Source organism: Roseibium sp. RKSG952 (assembly GCF_009711355.1).
Window position 1 is genome coordinate 1 of record NZ_SMMF01000881.1, and the last position, 20,483, is coordinate 20,483.

Annotated in this window: 22 protein-coding genes and 1 tRNA gene; 13 read left to right on the plus strand and 10 right to left on the minus strand. The window is 57.3% G+C overall.

What is annotated here, in order from left to right; translation table 11 throughout:
- Window positions 1-119 precede the first annotated feature (119 nt).
- Window positions 120-1,751: a carbohydrate-binding protein gene (locus tag E1297_RS13325; RefSeq protein WP_196223305.1), complete on the minus strand. Its 1,632-nt coding sequence runs from the start codon at window positions 1,749-1,751 to the stop codon at window positions 120-122.
- 342 nt (window positions 1,752-2,093) lie between these two features.
- On the opposite strand from E1297_RS13325, the gene E1297_RS13330 reads away from it, so the two are divergent.
- Entirely contained in the window at window positions 2,094-2,264 is a 171-nt protein-coding gene (locus tag E1297_RS13330) for a hypothetical protein (RefSeq protein ID WP_155138877.1), read from the plus strand.
- Here the strand turns inward: E1297_RS13330 and E1297_RS49140 are convergent.
- Window positions 2,248-2,529, minus strand: a complete 282-nt coding sequence (locus E1297_RS49140; protein WP_196223306.1) for a hypothetical protein — start codon at window positions 2,527-2,529, stop codon at window positions 2,248-2,250. The genes E1297_RS13330 and E1297_RS49140 overlap by 17 nt on opposite strands.
- A 224-nt stretch (window positions 2,530-2,753) precedes the next feature.
- Here E1297_RS49140 and E1297_RS50295 point away from each other — a divergent pair, with 224 nt between their 5' ends.
- The 5 genes from E1297_RS50295 (at window position 2,754) to E1297_RS13350 (ending at window position 5,675) form a co-directional block, all read left to right on the plus strand.
- Entirely contained in the window at window positions 2,754-2,981 is a 228-nt protein-coding gene (locus E1297_RS50295; RefSeq protein WP_244327752.1) for a metallophosphoesterase, read from the plus strand.
- Between the two features lie 33 nt (window positions 2,982-3,014).
- The gene (locus tag E1297_RS13335; RefSeq protein WP_244327753.1) at window positions 3,015-3,587 is read left to right on the plus strand and encodes a hypothetical protein; all 573 of its coding nucleotides are present in this window, start codon (window positions 3,015-3,017) and stop codon (window positions 3,585-3,587) included.
- A gap of 84 nt (window positions 3,588-3,671) precedes the next feature.
- Window positions 3,672-4,850 carry a YbfB/YjiJ family MFS transporter gene (locus E1297_RS13340; protein ID WP_155138879.1) on the plus strand — a complete coding sequence of 393 codons (1,179 nt, stop codon included), beginning with the start codon at window positions 3,672-3,674 and terminating at the stop codon, window positions 4,848-4,850.
- 163 nt (window positions 4,851-5,013) lie between these two features.
- Entirely contained in the window at window positions 5,014-5,412 is a 399-nt protein-coding gene (locus tag E1297_RS13345) for a helix-turn-helix transcriptional regulator (protein ID WP_155138882.1), read from the plus strand.
- Window positions 5,413-5,417: 5 nt separating this feature from the next.
- On the plus strand, window positions 5,418-5,675 hold the full coding sequence (locus E1297_RS13350; protein WP_155138884.1) for a hypothetical protein: 258 nt from the start codon (window positions 5,418-5,420) through the stop codon (window positions 5,673-5,675).
- Between the two features lie 390 nt (window positions 5,676-6,065).
- Here E1297_RS13350 and E1297_RS13355 read toward each other — a convergent pair whose 3' ends face one another.
- The 3 genes from E1297_RS13355 to E1297_RS13365 form a co-directional block, all read right to left on the minus strand.
- Window positions 6,066-6,827: a hypothetical protein gene (locus E1297_RS13355; protein ID WP_155138887.1), complete on the minus strand. Its 762-nt coding sequence runs from the start codon at window positions 6,825-6,827 to the stop codon at window positions 6,066-6,068.
- Between the two features lie 223 nt (window positions 6,828-7,050).
- Complete coding sequence (locus tag E1297_RS13360; RefSeq protein ID WP_155138888.1) at window positions 7,051-7,194, minus strand: hypothetical protein; 144 nt, start codon at window positions 7,192-7,194, stop codon at window positions 7,051-7,053.
- Between the two features lie 96 nt (window positions 7,195-7,290).
- Window positions 7,291-7,366: transfer RNA gene (locus E1297_RS13365), tRNA-Lys, on the minus strand.
- A 686-nt stretch (window positions 7,367-8,052) separates the two neighbouring features.
- Here E1297_RS13365 and E1297_RS13370 point away from each other — a divergent pair.
- The 5 genes from E1297_RS13370 to E1297_RS13390 all read left to right on the plus strand — a co-directional run bounded on the left by E1297_RS13370 (window position 8,053) and on the right by E1297_RS13390 (window position 13,539).
- A complete protein-coding gene (locus tag E1297_RS13370) occupies window positions 8,053-8,346 on the plus strand; it encodes a hypothetical protein (protein WP_155138890.1) in 294 nt (97 codons plus the stop codon).
- 161 nt (window positions 8,347-8,507) lie between these two features.
- Window positions 8,508-9,470, plus strand: coding sequence for a TAXI family TRAP transporter solute-binding subunit (locus E1297_RS13375; protein WP_155138892.1), 963 nt, complete (start codon window positions 8,508-8,510; stop codon window positions 9,468-9,470).
- Window positions 9,471-9,594: 124 nt separating this feature from the next.
- Window positions 9,595-12,231 carry a TRAP transporter permease gene (locus E1297_RS13380; protein WP_155138894.1) on the plus strand — a complete coding sequence of 879 codons (2,637 nt, stop codon included), beginning with the start codon at window positions 9,595-9,597 and terminating at the stop codon, window positions 12,229-12,231.
- 12 nt (window positions 12,232-12,243) lie between these two features.
- The gene (locus tag E1297_RS13385) at window positions 12,244-12,672 is read left to right on the plus strand and encodes a universal stress protein (protein WP_155138896.1); all 429 of its coding nucleotides are present in this window, start codon (window positions 12,244-12,246) and stop codon (window positions 12,670-12,672) included.
- Between the two features lie 129 nt (window positions 12,673-12,801).
- Window positions 12,802-13,539: a cytochrome c biogenesis CcdA family protein gene (locus tag E1297_RS13390; RefSeq protein ID WP_155138898.1), complete on the plus strand. Its 738-nt coding sequence runs from the start codon at window positions 12,802-12,804 to the stop codon at window positions 13,537-13,539.
- Between the two features lie 62 nt (window positions 13,540-13,601).
- On the opposite strand, the gene mazG is transcribed toward E1297_RS13390, so the two are convergent.
- On the minus strand, window positions 13,602-14,423 hold the full coding sequence (gene mazG, locus E1297_RS13395) for a nucleoside triphosphate pyrophosphohydrolase (RefSeq protein ID WP_155138900.1): 822 nt from the start codon (window positions 14,421-14,423) through the stop codon (window positions 13,602-13,604).
- Between the two features lie 210 nt (window positions 14,424-14,633).
- Here mazG and E1297_RS13400 point away from each other — a divergent pair, with 210 nt between their 5' ends.
- Both E1297_RS13400 and E1297_RS13405 read left to right on the plus strand, forming a co-directional pair.
- On the plus strand, window positions 14,634-15,623 hold the full coding sequence (locus tag E1297_RS13400; protein ID WP_155138902.1) for a glycine betaine ABC transporter substrate-binding protein: 990 nt from the start codon (window positions 14,634-14,636) through the stop codon (window positions 15,621-15,623).
- A gap of 339 nt (window positions 15,624-15,962) precedes the next feature.
- On the plus strand, window positions 15,963-16,955 hold the full coding sequence (locus E1297_RS13405; RefSeq protein WP_155138904.1) for an ABC transporter substrate-binding protein: 993 nt from the start codon (window positions 15,963-15,965) through the stop codon (window positions 16,953-16,955).
- Between the two features lie 18 nt (window positions 16,956-16,973).
- Here the strand turns inward: E1297_RS13405 and E1297_RS13410 are convergent, their stop codons facing one another.
- The 4 genes from E1297_RS13410 to E1297_RS13425 all read right to left on the minus strand — a co-directional run bounded on the left by E1297_RS13410 (window position 16,974) and on the right by E1297_RS13425 (window position 20,483).
- On the minus strand, window positions 16,974-18,119 hold the full coding sequence (locus E1297_RS13410) for an ABC transporter permease (RefSeq protein WP_155138906.1): 1,146 nt from the start codon (window positions 18,117-18,119) through the stop codon (window positions 16,974-16,976).
- Entirely contained in the window at window positions 18,116-18,985 is an 870-nt protein-coding gene (locus tag E1297_RS13415) for an ABC transporter permease (RefSeq protein ID WP_209015783.1), read from the minus strand. The genes E1297_RS13410 and E1297_RS13415 overlap by 4 nt, the downstream gene beginning before the upstream one ends.
- A gap of 201 nt (window positions 18,986-19,186) precedes the next feature.
- Window positions 19,187-19,975 carry an ABC transporter ATP-binding protein gene (locus tag E1297_RS13420; protein WP_155138923.1) on the minus strand — a complete coding sequence of 263 codons (789 nt, stop codon included), beginning with the start codon at window positions 19,973-19,975 and terminating at the stop codon, window positions 19,187-19,189.
- A gap of 163 nt (window positions 19,976-20,138) precedes the next feature.
- The gene (locus E1297_RS13425; RefSeq protein WP_155138910.1) at window positions 20,139-20,483 is read right to left on the minus strand and encodes a hypothetical protein; all 345 of its coding nucleotides are present in this window, start codon (window positions 20,481-20,483) and stop codon (window positions 20,139-20,141) included.

Here is a 20,483-nt window from a genome sequence, read left to right on the forward strand (position 1 = left end):
CCGTCAGGTCGGGTTCGCCGGACGCTCACGGTACTTGGCATGACACATTCCCAAGTGCCTTCAACCATATAAACACGCCCGCCGCATCGGCGGGCGCGCTTTTTGTCACCGGACAGAATTTAGGCGACCTGATCGAACATCGGATCCAGGCTTGTCTGTTGAACGGATGTATCCGACTGACCGGCCGTCGCATTGAATATATCGGAGAAGGACGCTCCGTCGGTCAATCCGCTGTGGGTCGGCGAGACCTGTCCGGCAGCGCCAGCCTGATCGCGGCTGATGGACCACATGGACAGGCCATAGACATCCTCCTGGTTCTGCAGCGCCCACTGGGTCAGCAACTCTGCATCCTGCTGAAGGAACTGCTCGCCATCTGTCGGGTACATGTCATTCACGCCGATCATTGGTGTCAACATGACCTGGCTCTCGATGCCGAGATCTTCCATCTGCAACATGACCCGTTCTGCAGCCGAGACTGCAGCGTTGTAACCCTGGTTGCCGCCTTCGTGTGCGTTCCAGTAATAGGGACCATAGTTCATGGTCATGATGTTCACGTATTCCAGGTCCACGCCGCGCTCCTCCGCGCTTGCCAGCAACACCTGTCCGGCTGCGGTGAGGCCGCCCGCGTCGCCCCACGGGCCATCCGGCACCACCGGCAGTGTGTAGGAGATCATCAGATCTGGATTGTCGTCCTGCAGAAGCTTGATGGCATCGTTTCTGAGGTCGTTGGTTGCAGTGTCATAAAGAGCGGGCCCTTCAATGTCGAAGTCGAGGCGGTTTACATTGTAGCTGTCGATAACGGTCTGGTACGCGTCCGCAAGTGCCTGCGCATCATTGAACTGATCGGCGACATAGGACCCCACAGCTCCACCAAACGAGATGGTCACGTCAACGCCGTTGTTCTGCAAGGCCGAGATTTCATCGGCGTAGGGCGACGCGCTGCCGGTGATGGCCAAGGAATCCTGACCGTCCCACGCAAGCGCCTCGTTTTGTCCTGCCAAAGCAAACGCGAGGGTAATGGCTTCCAGGCCGCCACCCGTGTTTTGTGCCAGATCCGCAAGGCCGCCGCCTTCGGTAGTGACGTGGACATAAGGTGAATAGACGTATCCGCTGCTATCGCCGGTTTGCCCATTGTCGCCTCCGGTGTCATCACCATTGCCGTTGTTGCCACCAGCATCGCCGTTTCCGTTATCACCGCCAGCGTCGCCATTTCCGTCGCCGGTGCCATTGTCGTTGCCGTCAGGTTCATCGCCGGTGCCGTTGTCAGGCGTTCCGTTGCCATTGCCCGTACCGGGGTCGTATTCGTCGGCAGGGCCGACATAGGTCCACGGCTGGCCTGAGCCCGGTCCGCCGTTGGTATTTGCCGGATCATTGCCGCGTGTCCACCAGTTGGCCTGATAGACGGCGTTGCCGATCACCACGACATCGCCTTGTGTGTAGATAGCCGATGATGACCACGCATTCGGTAGAGATGTGTTGTCGTTGTCGGCTTCGTTACCGGAATTGTCGTTCCCGCCATCCTCATTTCCCGGACCGGTGGGATCGGTGTCTTCGTTGTTTTCGCCGGCCGTCCCGACAGAAGTCCAGGGTTCACCGGTACCTTCACCGCCGTTTGCAGTGTTTGGGTCGTTTCCCATGGTCCACCAGTTGGCACGATAAATCGTGTCGCCCAAACGAACGAAATCGCCGCTCGTATAGGTGGCGTTCGGGTCCCAGTTTTGGACGTTGTTGAAATCTGTATTGGTGATCATCTTAATCCCCATCGTGGTTAAGTTTGCTCATTGTTGCTCACCCCGCGGTTTATTTCGCTAAGGGTCAAATGGGGAGCGATAGAGACACAATCATGGTGTTTTTCTGGTTAGATTACGCTTGGTAATGCCGCAATTCGCGATGCAGTTTGAAAGTTCTATAAGTCCATGGACTTAGTTGAGGGCGTAACCCGATGGATGAATATATTTTATTGAGTTGAGTTAATAACACTACACAACCTTGTTCGAGTTTGTAGTGCGCGCGACAAAATCTGGATGTTTCTGGGAATGATTGCAGATTTTGCATGAGAAGCGGCAGCCAGAGACCTTCAGGCAGGATTTCATATGGTGGGGATTTCAAGGAACGCCCGAGATGAAGAGGCGGAAGCCGCTTTCCGGCTGGCGATGAACGGACTGAGCCCGGAAATGGTCGCCGCGGACAATGATATCGCGGTCTGGTTGATCGTTGGCTACAAGCCAGCGCCCCGGGCCGTGGGTGTCATAGAAACGCTGTAGGAAAGGGCTTTGCCCTATCCGGCCAGTTCACAAATGAGGGTGATGCATCCAGCAAAGGCAATGGCGTGGTTGCTTTCCTGACCGGCGCACAGACCCCTGCTGCAACCCAGTGCGCCTTCGCAACCGCTTGCTCCACATCGGCGCGGAAAGCAGGCTTGATCAAATAGAAATAGCCGGGGAGCGTATCGAGTATGTGTTTGGCTCGTATTGCATCATGGTGCCATCTGAGCAGAAGGAAAAATGCAGTTCTGAAATGCAGGGCCATTGTTGAGTTTTCTGGAATGTCTTGATCTGTAGTCAAACATGGCGGCCGATAATAGAAAGGCCGGAATTCCCGGGGTGTGCATCGTTCGGGCATTGTGTTTTTCGCCCTGAAAGATCATCTGAAAAACTGCGGTATGGTGTGGGCGTCGAACTCCACCTAGGTTTTGAAGAAAAGAACCATGACAACCGCAAATCCCTTCGATTGACACAAGGGCGGCCAATACCATGCGGCTTTGGGCCATTTCCGATATTCATGTAAGTTATCCCGACAATCGGGCCGCGCTTGCCGATGTTCCGGCACATCCGGACGACTGGCTGATACTTGCCGGGGATGTGGGCGACAAGCCGGACCATCTGGAATTTGCGCTTGATAGTCTGGCACCAAAGTTTCGACGGGTTGTCTGGACACCCGGCAATCATGATTTGTGGACCTTGCCAAAGGAGGATGGGTAGGGGCTGAAGGGTGAAGCGCTCTATCGGCATCTGGTGAGCATTGCACGCCAGCGCGGTGTCCTTACACCCGAAGATCCTTATCAGGTGTTCGAGCACTCAAGCGGACCGCTACTGATCGTGCCACTGTTCCTGCTCTACGACTACAGCTACCGGCCCGCGCATATCTGTGAAGAAGAGGTCTATGATTGGGCAATGGCTGGAAATGCGGTTTGCAGCGACGAGTTTCTGCTCCATCCTGATCCGTTTACGGGCCGTGCCGCATGGTGCCGGTCCCGTTGTGAAACCACTCTGGCGCGCTTGAATCAACTGCCGGCCAGCGCTGCCACGGTCTTGATAAACCATTTTTGCCTGAAGCAATCCCATGCCGTTTTACCGCGTGTGCCGCGATTCACGCCGTGGTGCGGAACGACCCGAACTGAGGACTGGCATTTGCGGTTCAACGCAAGAGCGGTGGTCCACGGGCACCTTCATATCAGGAACACCCGGTGGACCGATGGCGTGCCGTTTCAGGAAGTTTCGCTTGGCGCGCCGTCTCAATGGCGCAAAGACCGCGGCATTGGCGCATACTTGCACGAGGTCGAGCTTGCCAGCCCGAAAGATCGATAAATCTAGGGTTGCGAATTGCCGCCGCTTACCGGATCATCGCAACCTTGATAAGGTTCTGGATTGCTTGGCGGAATTGCGTGTTCGATGAGAAAGCACTTTGACTATCCGCCCGTTCCGGTGAGCGTAAACAGGGCGCATCCAAATCTTAATCTGACCGCTGCGGGGGTGTCGATTGTCGCGGCAACCTATGGTCTCGGCCGGTATTGTTTCGGCTTGTTCCTGCCTGAGATTCGGGCCGAGTTCAATTTGTCTGCCGAGCTTGTGGGCTTGATCGCCGGATCGTCCTATCTCGGATATCTGATTGCGACCTTTGCCGGTTCCTGGGGCGCAGTCCTTTTCGGCCCGCGCTTGCCAATTTTTGCGGGAGGCGTGGCGGCGGCCACCGGAATGGCGCTGATCGGCCTTGCCGACCGTTTGGAGATCCTGGCGCTGGGAGTGTTTGTAGCGGGCGCAAGCCCGGGACTTGCCTATCCGCCGTTCTCGGAAGTGATCGTTCGAACGGTGGAACCCGCCTGTCAGAACTCGGTTTATTCCTGGATCAATTCCGGCACCGGGTTCGGCGTCGCGCTGGCCGGGCCTCTGGCGCTCTATGCCGGATCGGACTGGCGGCTTGCATGGCTGCTGTTTTCCGGACTTGCCATTGTGTTTGCTTGCTGGAACTGGTTTGCAATTCCGACCGCGCGCTCCCGGTCCATTGCGGAACCATCAGGTGTTTCGTTGCGCTTGGTCCTTAAAATGAATGCGCCGAAACTGTTTGTCAGCGCATTCGTGTTCGGCCTCGTCAGTTCGATCTACTGGACATATGCAGTCGATTTGCTGGTAATGCTTACTGGGGACCACAACGACGCGATTCTGTTCTGGATTGTTCTTGGTGTTGCCGGTGTGACCGGCTGTTTTGCCGGGCAAGTGGTCAACCGGTTCGGGCTGAAGAACGCATTTGTCGCCTTGGTTGGGCTGATCGGAGCCGCGCTTGCGATCCTGCCGGTTCTGGCAGGGTTTCCCGCAGGCATTTTCCTTTCTGCGGCTTTGTTCGGTGCCGGGTTTATCGTGCAAACCGCCTTGTTCGGAATATGGAGCATGGCGGTTTTCAAGGACAGGCCCGCAATCGGGTTCGGCTGCACCTTCTTCCTGATTTCACTTGGACAAGGTGCCGGGCCGGTTCTTGCAGGATTTCTGGAACCTGTCTTTGGTTTGGCGCTTGTCTTTCTGGTGTCTGGCGGACTATGCGCGGGGTTGAGCCTGTTGCGCCCGGCCAGCCGGTGATGCCCGTACAGGCGGTGTGACGTGGGAATGTCAGCCGTCGTGGGAAGATGCCTGTAGCATTTCGCGTAAAAGGTGTAGTGTTGTTCAATGCCTGTAAAGTTGCAGCCTCATGGGAGGCGTGGTTTAATCCGGTATGTAAACCAAACAAGAGGTTTTAATACCCATGGATGGCGCGGGACATATCGGGCGGGATCCGGTCTTGGGGTTGCAAAGCCGCATTCGCGAGCGGCTTGATGGACTGGGGTTGACGGTCCATGGCGCGGCCCTTGCGGTCGGCGCAAAACCGGACCTGATCCGCAATATCCTGCGCGCATCCGATGGCTATAGCCCGCGTCTCAATACGCTTGTGAAGGTTGCGGAGGCGCTGGATACATCACTCTTGTGGCTGCTGACCGGCCGCACAGGCGAGGAGGAGGGTGCGCCGATCGACCCTGCGCTTCATGCGGATTGCACGCGTGGAGCGGTCAAGGCACTTGAGGTCAGCGGTTTGCAGTTGACCCCGGAAGACCTGTCCGAAATGATCTTGAGGCTCTATGCGCTTCAGGACGGAAAGCGAAGGTAGGCCCGATGAATGTCATGAAAGACGAAAAGATCATGGAGATCCTGGAGCGTGCGGACCGATTGAACCGGACAGCCCGGGAACTTCAACTCAATATTCAGATTGCACGCTATGACGCCGGGGATGAGTTTGAGCATGCCTTGCACTCTCATCTCGGGGTCAAGCGGCTACGGGATGTGCCGGACGACGTATTTGATCAGGCCATGGTGATTGGCTGGACCTTCATTTACGATATCCGCGATGCCTTGTCGGGGATGAAGCATTGAACGATTGCCACACGCTTGCGCTCTCGGCGCTGGACCGGGGGCTTTGCCAGCCGGAAGTTGCTGCCTTCTGGACAGCCTGGAGGCGCGGAGCCGGTTTGAGGGACTTTGAGCCTGCCTTGTTCGCAAAGACCACGATTTCGGCCGGACGCGCCGTTCAAGGCGCGTCACCTGCATTGTTGTCAGTCGGGCCATCCAGTTTTGTAGCCTCTGTTTTTGGCCGGGATTGGGCGAAAGAAGCAATCTTGTCGAAAGCGACTCCTGATCCTGATCTGGAACGTTTGGCCTCTGACGGCTACCATTTGGCGATCAGCCACGAGCCGTCACTGGATATCATGAACGTCCTTACCCGGGACGAGGTTGGCCGAACCGTAAGGGTTGTTTACGAACGCCTCATTCTGCCGCTTCCAAAACCGTCTGGGGTTTTGTTTTTGGCTTGTATGACAGCACAGCTTCGGCCGATTGAATGGTGTCCCGGGCCAGATGATCCAGATCCTGGGGTGTATTATAACAAAGATAATCGTCCGCCCGGATATGTGATGGTGCCTTCAGCCAGTGTGTCCCCAGCGGCTGTATATGCGCATAACCCTGGTGTGCGGCAAAGCCCTTGGACACGAGCTTCCTGCCGATGAAACAATAGATGTAGTCCAGATCCCACTTCAGATGTGCCACCAACTGACCAATTCGGCAAAGTGGAAGGGCTACGCCTGTTCCTTTCCAGTCATTAGCCAACCACATGTTGCCGTGATAGACGCAATTTCCGGAGATGACTTCAGTTCCAGGCGCGTGATCGCGCCCCAGTTCGGGTTTCTGGCTGGCGTAAGGCGCGACGTAGATGCGGTGCTGTTGCTTCATCCAGTAGTCTCGCAAGGATAGCCGCCCCAGTCGGTCCATCCTGCACCCATGCCCGGACACACAGTCTCCGTTGCGGTCGTAGACGCCGATCCACAGGGCGTTTTCCGGAGTGAAATCGAAAAAATCCTGCGAGAAGGGTTCGCTCAATGTGCCTTGAGTGCCCAAAATTTCATCCTGCCGTCCGCATTCCCATGCGAAACGATCAAAGTCATGACTTTGGATGACGGTCAGGCCGTGTTTTTCAACTTCTGCGATGTAGATTTGCAAAGCGCGCGAAACATCAAGATGTTGTGTGTACATTTCCGCCTCCTGTTTTGAGAGGTGCAAATGTACCTCTTGCATCTTCAGAGCGAACGCGGAATTTCCTTGAAAAGGTATTGCTTGTGGTGGGTATCCGGCCAGGAGCAAGGAAGATATTGACGCTTCAATTCGAAGCTTCCAATTTGCCAGCGGCCATTAAGGTCAGGTTGCGCTACCGATAAAAAAGACGTGGCATCGGGATCAAATGTAGTTGGAAGTCTGGCTAACCGGCATCAGAAGGAACAGTCGGGCCACGGGCGCCAACGCGCAGCCGCAAGCCCGGGCACAAGGCATCCTCATACTCTTCCCGGTCGGTTCCAAGCTTCAGAGACTGGAGCCAGCGATCTGTGATTTTTATGGTTTTCAAGATATCCTCCGGAACCCGGAGGGAGACCCATTTTGTCTTGCTTCGCAAGTTTTAGGTTCTTAGTATCACCAAACCCCTTGTTTTCTCTGGGGTTTTTGGTGAGCCGACAGGGGTTCGAACCCTGGACCTACTGATTAAAAGTCAGTTGCTCTACCAGCTGAGCTATCGGCTCTTCCGAGGAGGCTGTGTGCGTCCCGTTGGCGACGGTGTGTACTGATAACCTGAGCCGGATGCAAGACCCCTGTGCCAACCTTTTTGTTGGCTGTGAATATTTTTCACCGGACTTTTTGACAGTTTTGTAAAAAACGTATGCTGCAACCGGCTCGTTGATCCTGCCCGTGCCTGTATCCCGCATCGCAACGCTGCATTTAGCCAGGCGGCCGCGTGATGCGAGACGGGTGACTTGCCTGCCATGGGGTAGACGGGTGGACGTAAGGACATGACCGTGAGTGCCGGGCAATTGATCCCATCTTTGGGGTGACATGCAAAAATACGCAAAAATATCATTGGGAACAGGGTCCGCTGACGAATGGTTCGCCGGTCAGGTCCGGATTTAATGAATAATTTTTAATGAAAAATCGTTGATCTGACGGCTTTTTACCTTGCGGAATCGACAAAAACCGCGATTGGCAATGCCTCTGAAATGTGTGACCGTTATTGATAATTAAACGCCTCTTTGCGGGCCATCAGTAAAAATCAGGCTGGCGGCCGTTCAAGACTGGCTGAAAAATCCCGTGATGCCACGCTCTTTTGGGGCGCAGTAAAATATCAATCGCGGGGTCACGTGCACAATAATGACATGATGTGCCTTAAGCTTGCTTTTGCGCATGGCGAAACCAACTGAACTCGAGAGACCATATGCACGGAACTACGGCCGAAACCGAAGCCTCTGGGCTGGAAATGCACTTTGTAAAAGGGCACATCGCTGCAACCATGACGCTGATCCACGGGTTGATCGATCAGGATATTCTTGATCGTGATCGCCTGGATCGGTTCTTCGAGAGCTTTTTGAGCGAGTTACCCCACACCGCCAATACCATGAGCTTGAGAATTGTTCTGGATGAGTGGCGGAAAGGGCTCCGAAGCGGTGACCCGGAAGCAGAATTGCGCTCCCGTTTGTTTGAAGTCATTCAGGGTGGCCGCGTGTCGTGAGTGACGTCGCGCTTGAACGGTGCTTTGCCCCCATAATTCGGTAAAAAAGCCGCCGGGGGCTTTCCCAATCTTCGACTTTTTGGTTAGTTACGCGCAGCCGGGTTGAACCTGCCCGGCGAGACTTCAATAGAAAGTCAGCTAATCAACAGGTGGAGGTTTCTATGAAAATCGCAAGCTACGCGCTTGGCATCGCAATGATGGCCGGCGGCGTCGGTGTGGCCGGAGCCGCAGAGCAGCAGTTCATTTCGATCGGGACAGGCGGCGTGACAGGCGTTTACTATCCGACCGGTGGTGCGATCTGCCGTCTGGTGAACAAGAACCGCAAGGAACATGGGATCCGCTGTTCGGTCGAGTCGACGGGTGGTTCCATCTACAACATCAACACGATCAAGGCCGGCGAGCTTGAGTTTGGTGTTGCCCAGTCGGATTGGCAGCATCATGCCTATAACGGCACGTCCAAGTTCGAAGACGCCGGACCCTACGACAAATTGCGCGCCGTATTCTCGGTTCATCCGGAGCCGGTCACCATTCTGGCGCGCAAGGATGCGGGTGTCTCGAATATCACCGATCTGAAGGGCACCCGCCTCAATATCGGCAATGCGGGCTCTGGCCAGCGCGGGACCTGGGAAGTCATCGAGGGGGCGCTTGGTTGGGAGCGCGATGATCTGAAACTCGCAGCCGAGCTGAAGTCTGCCGAGACCGGACAGGCGCTGTGCGATAACAAGATCGACGCCTATTTCTGGACCGTTGGCCACCCGTCCGCCTTGACGCAGGAGACCATCTCTTCGTGTGAAGCCGTTCTGGTGAACGCGGAAGGCCCGGAAATCGACAAGCTGGTTGCCGAGCGCCCTTACTACCGCAAGGCCACCATCCCGGCCGGCATGTACAACAACGAAGAAGACATCAACACCTTTGGTGTTGGCGCGACCTTTGTCACATCCGCCGATGTGCCGGATGAAGTTGTCTACACGCTCGTGAAGTCTGTCTTTGAAGACTTCGACAGCTTCAAGAAGCTGCACCCGGCCTTTGCCAACCTGACGGAAGAGGAAATGATCAAGGACAGCTTGTCCGCTCCTCTGCACCCGGGCGCACAGAAATACTACGAAGAACGCGGCTGGATGTAATCGGCCTCGATGAGCGGGCGGGCGTGTTGCGCCCGCCCGTCTCTTTTGTATCGCGACAAACAAGAACAATGACGATCCGGAGCAGCCGGCCTTCTGGCAACGGCGCGCGGGCGGTGGGGTGTCTATGAGCGAAAATGCCGCAAGGGGCGGGACGGCTACGTCCAACGAAATTGATCTTCAGGAATTGGTCGCGCAAAGCGATACGGGAGCACGCAGCCCGGGTGGTTCGATTGGGCTGCTCTTGTCGCTGGTGGCGCTCAGCTGGTCACTGTTCCAGCTGTACTACGCATCGACCTTGCCGTTCCTTTTGACGGATCTTCTGGGCGTCAACGTCACTTTGAATTCGGACACCGCACGGTCGGTTCATCTGGCATTTGCGCTGTTTCTGGCCACAATGGCTTATCCCCTGTTCCGGCACAGTTCGCGTCATGTAATCCCGTGGTACGACTGGATCCTCGCCTTTCTGGGTGTGGCGTCCTGTCTTTATCTGGTCTTCAACAAGGAAGCGATTTCCGATCGCGCAGGCCTGCCGACCGACATGGACCTGATCGTGTCCACGGTTGGCATGATCAGCATGCTGATCGCGACCTACCGGGCGCTCGGGCTGCCGCTGGTGATCGTCGCATCGGCCTTCCTGTTTTACGTCTTCTTCGGCGATCAGCCGTTCATTCCCGAGGTCATCCAGTGGAAGGGCGCGTCCTATGGCAAGGCCATGTGGCACTACTGGATGCAGACCGAAGGTGTGTTCGGGATTGCGCTTGGCGTCTCCGCCTCGATGATCTTCCTGTTCGTGCTGTTCGGGGCGATGCTCGATCAGGCGGGAGCGGGCAATTATTTCATCAAGGTCGCCTTTGCACTGCTGGGACACCTGCGCGGCGGACCGGCCAAGGCCGCCGTTGTCTCCTCCGCCATGACCGGGCTGATTTCCGGGTCGTCGATTGCGAACACGGTGACCACCGGTACTTTCACCATTCCGCTGATGAAGCGGGTCGGGTTCAAGCCGGAAACCGCGGGCGCCGTTGAGGTGTCGTCTTCCGTCAACGGCCAGATCATGCCGCCGGTGATGGGTGCGGCCGCCTTCCTTATGGTGGAGTATGTTGGCGTCACCTATCTCGACGTGGTGCGCAATGCGATCCTGCCTGCGACCATCTCCTACATTGCGCTGCTCTACATTGTGCATCTGGAAGCCTTGAAGCAAGGCATGCAGGGTTTGCCCAAGCCGGGCCCGGCCAAGACCGTGCTCCAGAGTATCATCGGCGTCCTGACCGGCTTCCTGAGTCTTGCGATTCTGGCAGCCGTCCTGCATTACGGCCTCGGCTGGACCAAGGATGTCTTTGGTGATGCGACGTTCCAGGCTGTGGTCGTCATCTTCCTGGCAGCCTATGCCGGCCTGCTGTATGTCGCTTCTAAGCGCCCGGATCTGGAACTGGATGATCCGGACGCGCCGATCACCTCTCTGCCGGAATTCATTCCGACACTTCTGACCGGCCTGTACTATCTGCTGCCGATCATTGTGCTCGTCTGGTGTTTGATGATCGAACGCTTCTCGCCGGGTCTGTCGGCCTATTGGGCGAGCGTCGGCATGATCGTTATCCTGCTGACCCAAAAGCCGCTCAAGGCGATGATGCGTGCCTCCGGGGATGTGGCGGGCCAGGCCCGTGAAGGGGTCTCGGATCTCATTAAGGGCCTGATCGGCGGGGCCCGCAACATGATCGGCATCGCCGTTGCAACGGGCGCGGCCGGTATCATTGTCGGCACCATTTCCCTTACCGGCGCGCATCAGATCATGGGCGAGTTCATCGAGTTCCTCTCCGGCGGGAACCTGATGATCATGCTGGTGCTGGTGGCGATCTTCTCGCTCATCCTGGGCATGGGGTTGCCGACTACGGCGAACTACATCGTGGTGTCTTCGCTTCTGGCCGGAGTGGTCGTCGAGATCGGGGCCATGAACGGCCTGATCGTTCCGCTGATCGCGGTTCATCTGTTTGTGTTCTATTTCGGTCTGATGGCCGATGTGACCCCGCCGGTGGGGCTTGCGAGCTTTGCCGCTGCGGCGATTTCCCGCGGGGATCCGCTCAAGACCGGATTCACGGCGTTTTTCTATTCGCTGCGCACGGTCGCCCTGCCGTTTCTGTTCATCTTCAACACCGACCTGCTGTTGATCGATGTCGGCCCGATCCAGGCCGTCTTCGTCTTCATCGTTGCGACCATCGCGATGATGCTGTTTGCGGCCGGCACACAAGGTTATTTCTTTGCCCGCAACAAGGCCTGGGAAGCGGTGGCATTGCTGCTGATTGCCTTCACGCTGTTCCGCCCGGGCTTCTGGCTCGACATGGTGCAGCCGCCTTATGTCTCCACAAACCCGGCACAAGTGTTTGAGACCGCGTCTGAATTGCCCGCTGACGGTTACTTGAAGCTGGTGGTCCGTGGTCCGGATTTCGATAATCCGGACAAGGAGCTGGAGACATTCGTTGAAGTGCCTCTGGGTGCATCTGGTGACGGGGAAACCAGACTTTCGGATGCCGGGCTGACGATCATGGAAGAGGATGGAAAGGCACTTCTGGAAGAGCCGTTCCCCGGAACGCCTTACTTCGAGAAGTTCCAGTCTTTCGACTTCTATGGTGATGAACCGGTGCAGGTCGTGGATGTGCAAACACCGGCGAACCGTTTGCCGAAGGAAGTATTCTACATTCCGGCAATCCTGCTGCTGCTGGTCGTGGTCGGCCTTCAGCGCCGCCGCACCAACGTTCCTGCGTTCTAGAGGAGATCCGGCATGTACAAGTCTATTCTGGTGCCGATTGATCTCGGCGAAGACAGTTCCTGGACAAAGTCCCTGCCGACGGCTGCGGCCATGGCGCGGACCTTTGGGGCCGAGCTCCATCTTTTAAGCGTGGTCCCCGACTATGGCCGGTCCATAGTCGGGGGATATTTCCCGAAGGACTATGAGCACAACGCCTTGGAGGCGGCTGGCAAGGCGCTTCAGATCTTCATAGAAGAGCATGAAGAGCAGGGATTGACCGTGCGCGGGCATGTCGCGCACGGGACAATCTATGAAGAGATCAACTCTGCAGCCGACAAGCTCGGCTGCGATCTGATAGTGCTCGCTTCGCACCGTCCGGAGCTCAAGGATTACCTGCTCGGGCCGAACGCGGCACGGGTGGTGCGGCACGCCAGCCAGTCGGTTCTGGTCGTCCGGGACTGACGGTCTGGGACCTGCGACCAACAGCCGCCTCTCGCAAAGGTGAGGCGGCTGTGTCTTTCTGGGGTGTCCAACACCGTGTAGAAGGGCACAAAACAGCGTCTGGCCTGAGAGACAAAAACCGGAAATTCAATGCTTCAAGACGTAACAATCCTGGGTGCCCTTTTTGCAGGCATCCTGTCCTTCGTGTCCCCTTGCGTATTACCGCTTGTTCCACCCTATCTCGGATATCTTGCCGGTGTGTCGCTTGAGGAACTGACCGGCGAGGATGACAATGCCGCAGCATCGCAAAGAGTCTTTTTTGCGGCCTTGGCTTTTGTTGCCGGTTTTTCGACCGTCTTTGTCATTCTGGGCGCAAGTGCAAGCTTTCTCGGGCAGTTCGTCACCCAGCATATCCAGTATCTTGGCTATATCGCCGGCGTGATGATCATCGTCATGGGGCTGCATTTTCTGGGCGTGTTCCGGATAGGTCTTCTGTACCGGGAGGCCCGGGTTCACGTCGAACGCAAGCCTGCGGGCCTTTTGGGGGCCTATCTGATCGGGCTGGCCTTTGCCTTCGGGTGGACGCCGTGCGTGGGGCCGATCCTTGCCGCGATCCTGTTCGTGGCGGGCTCCGAGGATACGGTGGGGCAGGGGGCGGTGCTGCTCAGCGCCTATGCGCTGGGGATGGGCATTCCCTTCCTGCTGGCCGCCCTGTTTGCCAGGCCGTTCATGAAATTCATGGCCCGCTTCCGCCGTTATATGGGGGTGGTCGAGAAAGTCATGGGCGGCGTTCTGGTCGCAACCGGGGTCCTGTTCCTCACCGGCCAGATGGCAACCATGTCCTACTGGTTGCTCGAGACCTTCCCGGCTTTCCAGGTGATCGGATAGCGCTTCCAGAAAATGAATGAGCCGGGCAGAGACCGTGCGCGGCAATGCCCGGCGTTTGCCGTCTACTTGTGCTTGGCGGCCTGCCACAGGGCTTCCATGTCGTCGAGCGACATGTCGTTCAGCGTCGTTTGCCGCTCTTGTGCTGCGTCTTCGATGGCCGCAAACCGGGTCCGGAACTTCCGGTTCGTGCGCCGCAGGGCTTCTTCCGGGTCAATGTCGAGATGGCGTGCGAGATTGGCAAGCGCAAACAGGGTGTCGCCCAGTTCGTCCTCGATTCGGTCCTTGTTGGCAGCACCGTCCGAGAGTTCCTGCTCAAGTTCTTGCGTCTCTTCCCGGATCTTCGCCAGCACCAGGCGGGCATCGTTCCAGTCGAACCCGACCTTGGACGCCCGGCGCTGCAGCTTGTCTGCTTCCTGAAGGGCGGGAAAAGCGCTTGGAACGTCATCAAGGAACCGGTGCTTGCCGTTGCTCAGGCCCAGAGACAGGCGTTCTGCCTGTTTTTCGGCGCGTTCCTCGGCCTTGATCCGTTCCCAGATGCCCTTGACCAGCTCCGGCTTTTCGCCGGTTTCATCTCCAAACACATGCGGGTGGCGCCGGATCATCTTCTTTGTAATCGCTTCCACCACATCGCCGAAATCGAAATGCGCGTCCTCTTCCGCCATACGGGCGTGATAGACCACCTGAAGCAACAGGTCGCCGAGTTCCTCACGCAGGTTCACATAGTCCTTCTTGTAAATGGCGTCAGCGACTTCATAAGCTTCTTCAAGCGTGTAGGGCGCTATCGTTTCGAAACTCTGTTCCAGATCCCAGGGGCAGCCGGTTTCGGGTGTGCGCAGGGCAGCCATGATCTCAATCAGGCGGGCGATGTCTCGGCTGGGTGTCATGGGGGCTCCGTTTTTGGACACGTGAATTCGGACTGGCGGCGCAAACTCCTACTGCACCCCGTGAGCTATTGCCAGAACGGCAACTGAACTTCCATGATGGAGGCCGGATGTCTTTGACGTCCGGGGGCTTTCGAACTGGCGGCGAAGCGCATAATCTTCCCTTGCGGCGCTTTTGTCGGCAGCAGCCTTCGCAAACCTGGGAGGACTATCATGCGTGGTTTGTTCAAAATTGCTTTTACCGGCTTTGTGTTGTTCTCTCCAGTTGCACTCGCGGAAGACTGCGGGCTCGTGACAATTGCGGAAATGCCGTGGGATACGGCAGGCACCATGGCACAGATCGACGCAATCATTCTGGGCAAGGGGTATGGCTGCCGGACCGACCTGATCTATGGCAACAGTGTCCCGACTTTCGAATCCATGATTGACCGTGGAATGCCCGATATCGCGCCGGAGATTTGGCAAAATGCCTATCGTTCGGAGCTGCAAGCGGCCTTGAAAGACGGTTCCGTCGTCGTCGCCGGTCATATTTTGAAGGACGGGGCAATTGAAGGGTTCTGGATTCCGACATTTCTGGCGAAGGAACACAACCTGAAAACCCTTGACGATGTTCTGGCGCATCCCGAGCTGTTTCCGGGCGCCGAAGACAAGACCAAAGGGGCGTTTTTCCAGTGCCCTCCCGGCTGGGATTGCCAGATCACGAGCGACAACCTCTTGCGCGCCTGGCATTACCGCGAAAAGGGATTTGTCGAAGTGCCGACCGGCTCACCCGCCGGTCTGACCGGCTCGCTTGCCAAGGCAATGGAGGAACGTCAAGGCTGGTTCGGCTACAATTGGGCACCGACAGCTTCAATGGCCCGATACGACTTGACCAGGATTGACTTTGACGTGCCGTTCAACAAGGAGGAATGGGACACTTGCACGACTGTGCCGAACTGTCCCGATCCAAAGAAGAATGCGTTTGAAAAGCAGGCTGTCTACACAATAGTGACCGGCGCCTTCGCCAAGCGGCCCGGTCCGGTGATGGGATATCTCAAGCTGCGGGGATGGGATACCAAAACCGCCGAGGACCTGCTTGAGTGGATGGATCAAAACGAAGCGGACCACGAAGACGGAGCCTATTATTTCCTCCAGAATTACGAACATGTCTGGAGCCAATGGGTGAGCCCGGAAGTCGTGGAGAAGGTCAAGGCCGCGCTTTGAGCTTGAATTCTCCGGAATATGGCCCGGCCCGGGGCATCGTTACATTCAGAAGGAAGTCATGGGATAGCGTCCGGATGTCTGGATCATGACGCGGTTGGGACTTGTGATTTGATTGCGCATGATGAGCCATATTTGGCAGATTATCTTCTTGAGTAGCCCGTAACGGAGTGTTTCGATCCTTTTTCTTGTCGAGAGAAGGCAATAGGGTTGCGGCAAACATGAGCGGTAACCGCACATGCCACTGTCCGGAAGGCGGACAATATCCAGGAACGGCTGCGGCCCTATCACAGACTGTTCGATCAAGAACCGCCGCATGTCCGGCGATAGCGGGGAACCTCCATGAAAACCCTCACAGCCCTTCTGACCGTATCCGCTGCGATGGCCGGGGCTTCCAGCGCCCTTGCGGCAGAGTGCGGCAACGTGTCGATTGCGGAAATGAATTGGGCATCGGCAGGAACAATGGCCCAGATCGACAGCTTTATTCTCGAGAAAGGTTATGGCTGCTCTGTAGATCTGCTGCCGGGTGACAGTGTTCCAACGTTTACATCGATGGTGGCGAGATCGCAGCCGGATGTAGCGCCTGAGCTTTGGGTCAACTCGATCAAGGAACCGCTCGACAAGGCCGTCAAGGCCGGGGAGCTGGTGATCGCCAGCAAGGTGTTAAAGGATGGCGGTCCGCAAGGGTTTTACATTCCAGCAGCACTCGCACAGAAGCACGGTTTGAAGACGCTGGACGATGTGCTGGCGCATCCCGAACTTTTTCCCGGAGCGGAAGATAAATCTCGAGGCGCATTCTTCACCTGTCCCACGGGGTGGGACTGCGGACCGATCAGCGCAAACTTGCTGAGGGCATGGAAGGCGGAGGAAAAAGGCTTTGAGATCGTGCCGACCGGGTCGTCCGCCGGGCTGTCCGGCTCCCTGGCACGCGCCGTGGAACAGGGTGAAGGCTGGTTCGGCTATTACTGGGGCCCGACCGCATTGCTTGGCATGTATGACATGACCCTGGTGGACATGGGGGTGCCGTTCAACCAGACGGAATGGGACCGCTGTACATCTGTCCCCGATTGTCCCGACCCGAAAAAGAATGCCTGGCAAATCGGCGAAGCCTATACGGTGGTCACCAGCCGGTTCGCGGCAAAAGGCGGAGCTGCAATGGAATATCTCAAGGTCCGGGGCTGGGACAACAAGACAGCCAGCAAGGTGCTTGCCTGGATGGAGAAAAATCAGGCGGCTCACGAGGACGGAGCCTGGTATTTTCTCAAAAACCACCCGGATGTCTGGACCCAGTGGGTCAGTCCGGATGTGGCGGAGAAGGTCAAGGCCGCGCTTTGAGCGCGGTCCGTTTGTCCATTAACCTCTCATCGATGGATGCCAGAAGGTGACGGCCCGTTCCAGAAGCGCAATCGTGCCGTAAAACAGCGACCCGGCAAGGGCTGCGACAGCGATTTCCGCCCAGACCATGTCGACATTCATGCGCCCGACCTCTGTCGAGATCCTGAAGCCCATGCCGACGATAGGGGTACCGAAAAACTCCGCCACGATTGCGCCGATCAGCGCCAGAGTGGAATTGATTTTAAGGGCATTGAAAATGAATGGCATCGCCATCGGCAGGCGCAGCTTGATCAGGGTTTGCCAGTAATTCGAGGCATAGGTGCGCATCAGGTCGCGCTGCATGGCATCTGAGGCAGCAAGCCCGGAGACGGTGTTCACCAGCATCGGAAAGAAGGTCATGATGATCACGACAGCAGCCTTGGACGGCCAGTCGAAGCCGAACCACATCACCATGATCGGCGCAACGCCGATGATCGGCAGGGCGGAGACCAGATTGCCGATCGGCAAAAGGCCCCGGCGCAGGAACGGCACCCGGTCGATCGCAATTGCGGTCAGGAACGCAGATCCGCAGCCGAGCGCATAGCCGATCAGGACGGCCTTCAGGAATGTTTGCTGGAAATCGGCCCAGAGCACGGGAACCGATGTGGTCAGACGCAACCAGATTTCGGAAGGGGCGGGCAACAGTACCTTTGGCACACCTGCGCCGGTCACAACCAGCTCCCAGAGTACCAGAAGCGTTGCGCCAAAAGCGACCGGAATTGCGATGTTGACGAGCCGGGCCACCGCTGCCGAGCGCATCTTCCATGCCGCCAGCCGCTCGACAAATAACCAGCTTGCGAGCCAGAACCCGGCCACGAGAGCCCAAAATCCTGTTGAAGCCGCGCCCGCATGTTGGTGCGCGGAAGACACCAGGAGGGTTGCGGCAAGGGCCGCGACAATCCCGAGCGCCAGATCTCCCGGCAGGTTTCTGGCAAACCCGAGGGTGAAGCGCACACCGAGGAGGGCCAGAACGCCAAACGCGCCAGCAAGACGGAGTTCGGCATAAAGACCAAGGCCGGGCTCGAAGACGGTGGCAAAGAAAGCGATGACCACGCACAGGACAACACCGGCGGAGAGAAGGGCTGCCATGTCAAAACGGCCACGGTTTTGCGTGCGTATGTTCATCGCGCCATCCCCATGCGTTTCAAGGTGAGTTTTTCAAAACCGCCGATCAGGGCAACCAATGCACCGGCCAGAAACGCGGCCACGATCAGTGCCGACCAGATCTGAACGGTCTGGCCATAGTAGGATCCGGCCAGAAGCCGCGCACCAAGCCCGGCCACGGCCCCGGTCGGCAATTCGCCGACAATCGCCCCGACCAGCGAGGCGGCCATGCCGATTTTCATGGAGGTGAACAGATAAGGCACCGCATAGGGCAGGCGCAGCTTGAGAAAGGTTTGCAAACGCGTTGCGGAATAGGTGTGCATCAGGTCCATATGCAGCACCTCCGGCGACCGCAGCCCCTTCACCATGCCGACCGTCACGGGAAAGAATGCCAGATAGGTGGAGATCATCGCCTTGGGCAACAGCCCCGATACCCCGATGGCATTGAGGACGACGATGATCATCGGTGCAATGGCGAGGATCGGAATGGTTTGCGAGGAGATCACCCAGGGCATCAGGGACTTGTCCAGCACCCGCGAATGCACGATGCCGATGGCCAGCAGAACGCCGAGGCCGGTGCCGATGACAAAGCCCAGAAGGGTCGAGGACAGGGTGATACCGGAATGATAGATCAGCGAGCGCTTCGAGGTGATTTTCTTTTCAACCGTGGTGTTCCAGATTTCACCTGCCACCTGATGCGGCGCGGGCAGCACGGGCCGATCCTGCGCCAGCGTATTGGCCAGATGCGCTGTCAAGGGAACATCGGCAAGGTTGGCCCGTTCATAGATCTGGTTCTGAAACGGCGTATTCAGCGCAACCGCGGCGACATACCAGATGGCGAGAATGCCGAGCACCACGACAAGCACCGGACCAACGGTCCCGGCCATCAGACCGGCAAAGGGGTTTTTCGCGCGGGAGGATGGGAGGACTGCTTCGGTCATGCGGTGGTCCTTTCCCGGTTGTTGCTGATGTTCATCCCGGCCGGAACGCAGTGAAGAGCCGGGATCGGAGAGCCTCCGAGATCTGGAGGGCTCTCCGATCCCGGATCGCGCGTCGCTTGTCCGGGGTGACGCCGTGCGGTGGTTGCATTAATCGTCATAGGAATGCCCTGCTTTCAGGCCCTCGCGGACCCGGTGCGCGATTGTCAGGAATTCCGGGGTTTCGCGAATGTCCAATGAGCGTTCGCGCGGAAGATCGCTTTCGATCACGTCGTAGATCCGGCCCGGGCGCGGGCACAGAACCACGATCTTGGTCGACAGGAACACGGCCTCGGGGATCGAGTGGGTGACGAAGACCACCGTCTTGCTGGTCTTGGCCCAAAGCTCCAGAAGCTGTTCGTTGAGGTGGTCGCGGACGATTTCATCCAGTGCCCCGAATGGTTCGTCCATCAGCAAAAGGTCCGGTTCGACCGCAAGCGCGCGGGCAATGGAAGCGCGCTGCTGCATGCCGCCGGAAAGTTGCCAGGGAAATTTCTTTTCAAAGCCCGACAGGTTGACCAGTTCAAGGTTCTTTGTGATGCGCCGGGCCTGTTCGGCTTTGGTCAGCCCCATGATTTCAAGCGGCAGCGCAATGTTGCGGGCAATGCTGCGCCACGGATAAAGGGCGGCCGCCTGAAACACATAGCCATAGGCGCGGTTGAGCCGGGCTTGTTCCGGAGACACGCCGTTGACCGTGATTGACCCGGCTGTCGGGCGTTCCAGATCGGCAACGACGCGCAACAAGGTGGTCTTGCCGCATCCGCTCGGCCCGATGAAGGAGACAAAATCCCCCTGATCGATCTTCAGATCGATGCCGGACAGCGCGTGCACCGGCCCGTCATTGGTCTGAAAGGTTAGCGAGAGCTTGTCGATGTCGATCACGGGAGCGGGGTGTGCCATTAGATCTTCCAGACCGTCCTCGATTTCTTGTGGGTTCAACACGGTTTGTCTGTCCTCCGGCATTTTGCATGTCTTTTTTCCGCTGCGGAAATCGCTCCGCAGCGGAAGCTGGTCTTGCAGGCCTTTAAGTGCCAGTCAGACTTAGCTGGATGATACCAATACTCTAGCGTGAAAATACTGCCAGCGTGCTTGTCTTGCGATTGTCCGAAAACGGCCAATGCGTTTCTTTCTTGCCGCTCTCCGTGAATCCAAGGAATTCCATTTCCAGTTTTGCCATGTGCCCGAATGCCTGCATGAGAGGGGCATTTTCGAGCTCCTTTTCCAAGTCTTTGGAAAGCAGCGGCAGAATTGGAGAAAGAGCAGGGTGCCCCAAGAGTGAGGCCTGTATCATTGCATGCTCATTCCGGTCGATGATTTCCGCCAGCGCACGGCCATGACTGGTCGTGCATTGCTCACGGTAAAGACCATTGAATTTCTCTGCCGGCCAATGTTGAATTCCAGACGCCAT

Coding starts and splice junctions, on each gene's coding strand:
- E1297_RS13325 (WP_196223305.1), bottom strand. CDS start 1,751: ATGATCACCAATACAGATTTCAACAACGTCCAAAACTGGGACCCGAAC.
- E1297_RS13330 (WP_155138877.1), top strand. CDS start 2,094: ATGGTGGGGATTTCAAGGAACGCCCGAGATGAAGAGGCGGAAGCCGCT.
- E1297_RS49140 (WP_196223306.1), bottom strand. CDS start 2,529: ATGGCCCTGCATTTCAGAACTGCATTTTTCCTTCTGCTCAGATGGCAC.
- E1297_RS50295 (WP_244327752.1), top strand. CDS start 2,754: ATGCGGCTTTGGGCCATTTCCGATATTCATGTAAGTTATCCCGACAAT.
- E1297_RS13340 (WP_155138879.1), top strand. CDS start 3,672: ATGAGAAAGCACTTTGACTATCCGCCCGTTCCGGTGAGCGTAAACAGG.
- E1297_RS13345 (WP_155138882.1), top strand. CDS start 5,014: ATGGATGGCGCGGGACATATCGGGCGGGATCCGGTCTTGGGGTTGCAA.
- E1297_RS13350 (WP_155138884.1), top strand. CDS start 5,418: ATGAATGTCATGAAAGACGAAAAGATCATGGAGATCCTGGAGCGTGCG.
- E1297_RS13355 (WP_155138887.1), bottom strand. CDS start 6,827: ATGTACACACAACATCTTGATGTTTCGCGCGCTTTGCAAATCTACATC.
- E1297_RS13370 (WP_155138890.1), top strand. CDS start 8,053: ATGCACGGAACTACGGCCGAAACCGAAGCCTCTGGGCTGGAAATGCAC.
- E1297_RS13375 (WP_155138892.1), top strand. CDS start 8,508: ATGAAAATCGCAAGCTACGCGCTTGGCATCGCAATGATGGCCGGCGGC.
- E1297_RS13380 (WP_155138894.1), top strand. CDS start 9,595: ATGAGCGAAAATGCCGCAAGGGGCGGGACGGCTACGTCCAACGAAATT.
- E1297_RS13385 (WP_155138896.1), top strand. CDS start 12,244: ATGTACAAGTCTATTCTGGTGCCGATTGATCTCGGCGAAGACAGTTCC.
- E1297_RS13390 (WP_155138898.1), top strand. CDS start 12,802: ATGCTTCAAGACGTAACAATCCTGGGTGCCCTTTTTGCAGGCATCCTG.
- mazG (WP_155138900.1), bottom strand. CDS start 14,423: ATGACACCCAGCCGAGACATCGCCCGCCTGATTGAGATCATGGCTGCC.
- E1297_RS13400 (WP_155138902.1), top strand. CDS start 14,634: ATGCGTGGTTTGTTCAAAATTGCTTTTACCGGCTTTGTGTTGTTCTCT.
- E1297_RS13405 (WP_155138904.1), top strand. CDS start 15,963: ATGAAAACCCTCACAGCCCTTCTGACCGTATCCGCTGCGATGGCCGGG.
- E1297_RS13410 (WP_155138906.1), bottom strand. CDS start 18,119: ATGAACATACGCACGCAAAACCGTGGCCGTTTTGACATGGCAGCCCTT.
- E1297_RS13415 (WP_209015783.1), bottom strand. CDS start 18,985: ATGGCCGGGACCGTTGGTCCGGTGCTTGTCGTGGTGCTCGGCATTCTC.
- E1297_RS13420 (WP_155138923.1), bottom strand. CDS start 19,975: ATGGCACACCCCGCTCCCGTGATCGACATCGACAAGCTCTCGCTAACC.
- E1297_RS13425 (WP_155138910.1), bottom strand. CDS start 20,483: ATGGCGTCTGGAATTCAACATTGGCCGGCAGAGAAATTCAATGGTCTT.